Source organism: Streptomyces panacea, assembly GCF_040560175.1.
GTDB lineage: Bacteria > Actinomycetota > Actinomycetes > Streptomycetales > Streptomycetaceae > Streptomyces > Streptomyces panacea.
Genome location: NZ_JARJHW010000311.1, coordinates 1 through 4,689, shown reverse-complemented (window position 1 = coordinate 4,689; position 4,689 = coordinate 1). Strand labels below are relative to the sequence as shown.

Sequence of the window (4,689 nt, the reverse complement as noted above, 5' to 3'; positions counted from 1 at the left end):
GGCCGCGGTCGCGGTCGCGGGTCGGCCCGCCGGCCGGGTGACCTCAATCGCCGCGCGGGCTCGATACGGCCGGGGCCGTCTCGACGGTGCCGGGCGCGGTCAGGCCCGTAGCCACGACACGGGTGGCGCCCGAGCGCTGGTGGCGCATCGCCAGCGCCACCAGGGCCACCGCCACCACCGTCATCGCCGCCCCCGCCCAGGCCGTCGACGCGAAGCCCAGCCCCGCGTCGATCACCGTGCCGCCCAGCCACGGACCCCCGGTGTTGCCCAGGTTGAACGCCGACGTCGCCGTCGCGCCCGCCAGGATCGGGGCCGCCGCCGCCACATTGAACATCCGGGCGTTCAGCGCCGGCGCCGTGAAGAACGCCGAGAAGCCCAGCAGCAGGGACAGCACCACCACCGCCACCGCGCTCGACGCGAGGAGCGCCAGTGCGGACAGGAACACCGTCGACGCCACCACCCCGCTCAGCAGCACCCCGAAGAGATGCGCGTCCGCGACCCGGCCGCCGATCACCGTGCCGATCAGCGCGCCGACGCCGAACAGCGCGAGCACCGTCGGGACCCAGCCCTCGTCGAGCCCGGCCACGTCCGTCAGCAGCGGAGCCAGATAGGAGAACGCGCAGAAGACCCCGCCCGCCGCGAGCGCCGTGATCGCGATGGCGAGCCAGACCTGGCGGTCGCGGTAGATCAGCAACTCGCGCCGCAGCTCCGGCTTCCGCTCCGGCAGCGGGATACGCGGGATGAGCGTCGCCACACCGACCAGCGCGACCGCGGACGCGGCACCGACCGCCCAGAACGCGGAACGCCAGCCCAGATGCGTACCGAGGAACGCCCCCGCCGGCACGCCGAGCACGTTCGCGATCGACAGTCCGCCGATCATCACGGCCATCGCGCGGGCGCGCGACGTCGTCGGCACCATCGCGATGGCGACCGCCGCGCCGACCGCCCAGAAGCCCGCGCACGCGAACGCGCTGACGACGCGCGAGACGAACAGGACTTCGTAGGTGGGTGCGAGCGCGCCCGCGACCTGGCCGAGGCCGAAGACGGAGATCAGCGCGATGAGCGTCGTACGGCGCGGCAGCCGCAGCGTCGCCACGGCGAGCAGCGGGGCGCCGACCACCATGCCGATCGCGAACGCGGATATCAGCAGACCCGCCTGCGGGATGGTGACCATGTCGTCGGCGATCGGAGGCAGCAGCCCGGACAGCATGAACTCACTGGTCCCGAGCGCGAAGACGGACAGCCCGAGTATGTACACGGCGAGGGGCATGCGGGCGCGGCTGGGCGCGACGGGAGCAGAATCAGGCATGACGCGTACAACCACGCGGCCCCGTCCCCTCATTCCTGCCGACGCCGGTCGGTCGGGGCCGCCGCCTGTCGGCCGTCGGTCAGTCGCCGAGGGTCTCCAGCTCGGCGGTGAGATTCGCGCGGGCCCGCTCCTCCCAGGCCGCCGCACCGTGCGGCGTACGGAACAGCCTTTGCAGGTCCAGGAGTTGACGCAGGACGGCCGCGCGGCCCGCCCGGAACGCGTCGTCCGGGACGAAGCCGTACTCCTCCCGTACGGCGCGGGTGTACGCCTCGTACTCCTCCGGCTCGCCCGCCAGGATCGCGAGATCCGCGTCACACAGCACCTCGCCGTTGGTGTCGCCGGGCGCCGGGTCGTGGGTGACGGTGAGGCGGACGAGGCGGGCGACCTCGTCCGTACGGTCGGCCGGCACGCCCGCCTCGGTGAGCGCGCGCACCGCGAGGACGGCGCTGCGCTCCTCGTTCTCGGAGCGGTCGGGGCGGTAGACGGCGTCGTGGAACCAGGCGGCGAGGCGCACGGCCTCGGGGTCGTCCGCGTGCGGGGCGAGGGTGTCGATGTGCTCCAGGACGGCGAGGAGGTGATCGGCGGTGTGATACCTGCGCTGGGGCTCGGCCCACCGTGTCAGGAGTTCGTCGGCGTAGGGGAGGGCATCGGGCGTTTCCCCCTCCCGTACCGCGGTGAGGGTGCGCAGCCATCGGCCACGCAGGGTGTCGTCCTCGGGGGTGTTGAGAGCTGTTGCCGTAGCTGCCATGGAGGAAGAGCCTAGATGCCTGTGCGCGGCCTCCAACTCCGCGTTGAACTGGGCGCCCGCCACCAGCGACAGGTTCGACAGCCAGAGCCAGACGAGAAAGACGACACTGCCCGCGAGCGAGCCGTAGAGCCGGCTGTACGTCCCCGAGTGGGCCGCGTACAGCGCGAATCCCGCCGACATCAGCAGCCACAGCAGCACGGCGAGCACCCCGCCGGGCAGCGCGCGCCGCAGATGCCGGGTGCCGGGCGGGCCCGTACGGAAGACGATGAGGACCAGAACCGCCGCGAGCGCCAGCAACAGCGGCCACTTCAGCCCGGTCCACACCACGCTCCCCGTACTCCCGATGCCCAGCACCGGACCGATCCGGTGGACCGCGTCGCCCGTCAGCACCAGCGTGAACGCGCTCGTGACGAGGAGCGCGAGCAGCGCGCACGCCGTGACCACGATGCGCGGCGCCGTACGCCACGGCGGGCGGTGGTCGACGGCGCCGTTCATCCTGTGCAGCGCCCGGCGGAAGACACCGAGATAGCTGGAGGAGGACCAGAGCGCGCCGATCGCACCGAAGATCGTCAGCAGCCAGGCCGCGGTGCGCTGGTGCGTCATCTGGTTCAGCGCCTCGTGGATCAGCTGCCGGGACTGGGCCGGGACGAGCGCGGTGATCTCGGCCGCCAGCTCGCTGGACGCGTCGGAGCCCGCGAGCCCGATGGCGGCCACGGTCACCAGGAGGGCCGGGATGATCGCCAGGACCGTGTAGTACGTGAGGGCGGCGGCCGAGTCGGTGGCGTCGTCCCGCCACAGGGCGATCGGGGTCCGACGGAGCGCGTGGGCGTAGTGGCGGGGCTCACGAGGGGGGTGCTTGGCGCGTGGTGGGTGCGGGGGCCACCAGGCGTGTGCCGGACGGGACTTGGGCACTCTGGTCTCCCCGTTGGGTGGGTGGCGGTCGAGCTCGGCGGCCGTTCTGTCGTACCGCCTGCCCTTCAGGGTGCCCTGCGAGGGCCCTTCGATGCTGCTCACAGCAGTGGCGCACGTGTGGTGTCGCGTGCGGTGCGGATCCCGCCGAGACGGGGGCGGGACCGGCCCCTGGCCCCGGCCGGGGCGCGGAGCCGTACGACCGCGTCGATACGGCGTGAGCCCTCGCTGCTCGTCCGGGCGTCGGCGACCGGGCCCGCGTCGATCCGCCGTATGACATCGGCCGGGGTGGCGTCCGCCTCCAGCCGTACGGAGAAGGTCGCGCGCATGCGGTGCGGCCGGCCCGACAGGGTCACCCGGGCCCGGTTCACACCGGGGATCTGCTCCGTCCCCTCCTCCATGGCCGCCGTCAGCGCGCGGGTACGGAGCCCGAGCCCCGGGCGGGGGAGCGGGAGCGTGCGCGGCTGGCCGGTCCGGAACTGGGCCAGCAGCCACCACACGAGCAGCAGGAACGCGACGGCGAGCGCCGCGATGACGGCCGGGGTCCACCAGCCGTGATCGCGCAGCCGGGACAGTTGGGCGCGGTCCGTCAGGGCGCTGTCGGTGCGGGCGGTGGCCGACGCGGGCCACCAGCCGGGGAGGTGCGCGCGTACGGTCTCGTGCCCGGTCAGGACCCAGGCGCCCGCACCGGCCAGAACCGCACCGAGCACGGCCATCAGGGTGCGGTCGACGGCGCTACGGGGCCGGGGCCGGAGCCGGGACGTGGGCATCGGGGGGTGTCTCCTTATGTTCGGGGACCTGCCTGCGGTCCTGTTCGGGGTCCTGCGGGCGGGGCGGCTGCCAGTACTCGTCGCGGCTGACACGGACCCGCACGCGCGGCGGCTTCGCCAGACCGAGACCGGTCACGACGTCCCGCGTGACGCGTGTGAGCACGTCGCGCGCCTCGCCAGGGTCACCGAAGCTGATCCGCGCGCTTACGGCGATCCGGCGGCGCCCGGCCGTGATCCGTACGCGCGAGACACCGGGCACGTCGGCCGCGCGATGACGCACGAGAGCAGCCACGGCCGGCCTGTCGACGGCGGCGCGCACGCCGGACATCGCCAGGAGCCCGCGCAGTCCGGGCGTGAGCGCCACGAACACCAGCCACAGCCCGGCCACCGTCGACACGGCGGCGCCGACGGCCACCGCTGTGTCGGCGGGACCGTGGCTCGTCAGCCAGTCCAGCGCGCGCACCCGCACGTCGGACGGCGCGCGGCCGACCGCGACCGCGACGACGTCGGCGAGCAGTGCCCCGCACACGACCGCGCCGATCAGCGCGAACACGGCTGCCGGGGCCCGGCGTTCGGACCAGGGGCGGCGGCCGGCGCGGGGCGCGACGGACTCCGCCGACTCCGCCGGCTCCCCTGGCTCGTCCGCCGGTGTCGGTGACCGCGCGAGGCGGGTGATCCGGACCGCCGTACGCCCGACCGTCAGGCCCGTGAGGTACGCGGTGCGTTCTGTCACCCGCCGCTGAAGATCCGCCCCGGACGTTTCGAGAGGGGCGGGGTAGGTCAGGGCGACATCGAGATGGATGCGGTCGACCCGGCTGCCGTGTACGTCTGCCGACGCACGCACCACCTGACCCCCGCCCGGCCGCAGCACCTCCTCGGCGGCCCGGCCCGCCACCCGCCGTACCACCCGGTCCGCGATCCGCGTCGCGCCACGGTCGGTGGGCGGGGGCACA

General features: G+C 74.2%; 4 protein-coding genes and 1 pseudogene. All 5 read right to left on the bottom strand.

What is annotated here, in order from left to right; translation table 11 throughout:
- Positions 1–43 precede the first annotated feature (43 nt).
- Positions 44–1,270, bottom strand: coding sequence for a Cmx/CmrA family chloramphenicol efflux MFS transporter (locus tag P3L51_RS35185; RefSeq protein WP_354609433.1), 1,227 nt, complete (start codon positions 1,268–1,270; stop codon positions 44–46).
- 118 nt (positions 1,271–1,388) lie between these two features.
- Entirely contained in the window at positions 1,389–2,057 is a 669-nt protein-coding gene (locus tag P3L51_RS35180) for an HD domain-containing protein (protein ID WP_354609432.1), read from the bottom strand.
- Positions 2,058–2,135: 78 nt separating this feature from the next.
- A pseudogene (locus P3L51_RS35175) lies at positions 2,136–2,969 on the bottom strand (YihY/virulence factor BrkB family protein); the annotation flags it as partial.
- A gap of 98 nt (positions 2,970–3,067) precedes the next feature.
- Positions 3,068–3,736 carry a hypothetical protein gene (locus P3L51_RS35170; RefSeq protein WP_354609431.1) on the bottom strand — a complete coding sequence of 223 codons (669 nt, stop codon included), beginning with the start codon at positions 3,734–3,736 and terminating at the stop codon, positions 3,068–3,070.
- The coding region (locus P3L51_RS35165) for a DUF6286 domain-containing Asp23/Gls24 family envelope stress response protein (protein WP_354609430.1) at positions 3,702–4,689 on the bottom strand (988 nt) is incomplete at its 5' end. The genes P3L51_RS35170 and P3L51_RS35165, both read right to left, overlap by 35 nt.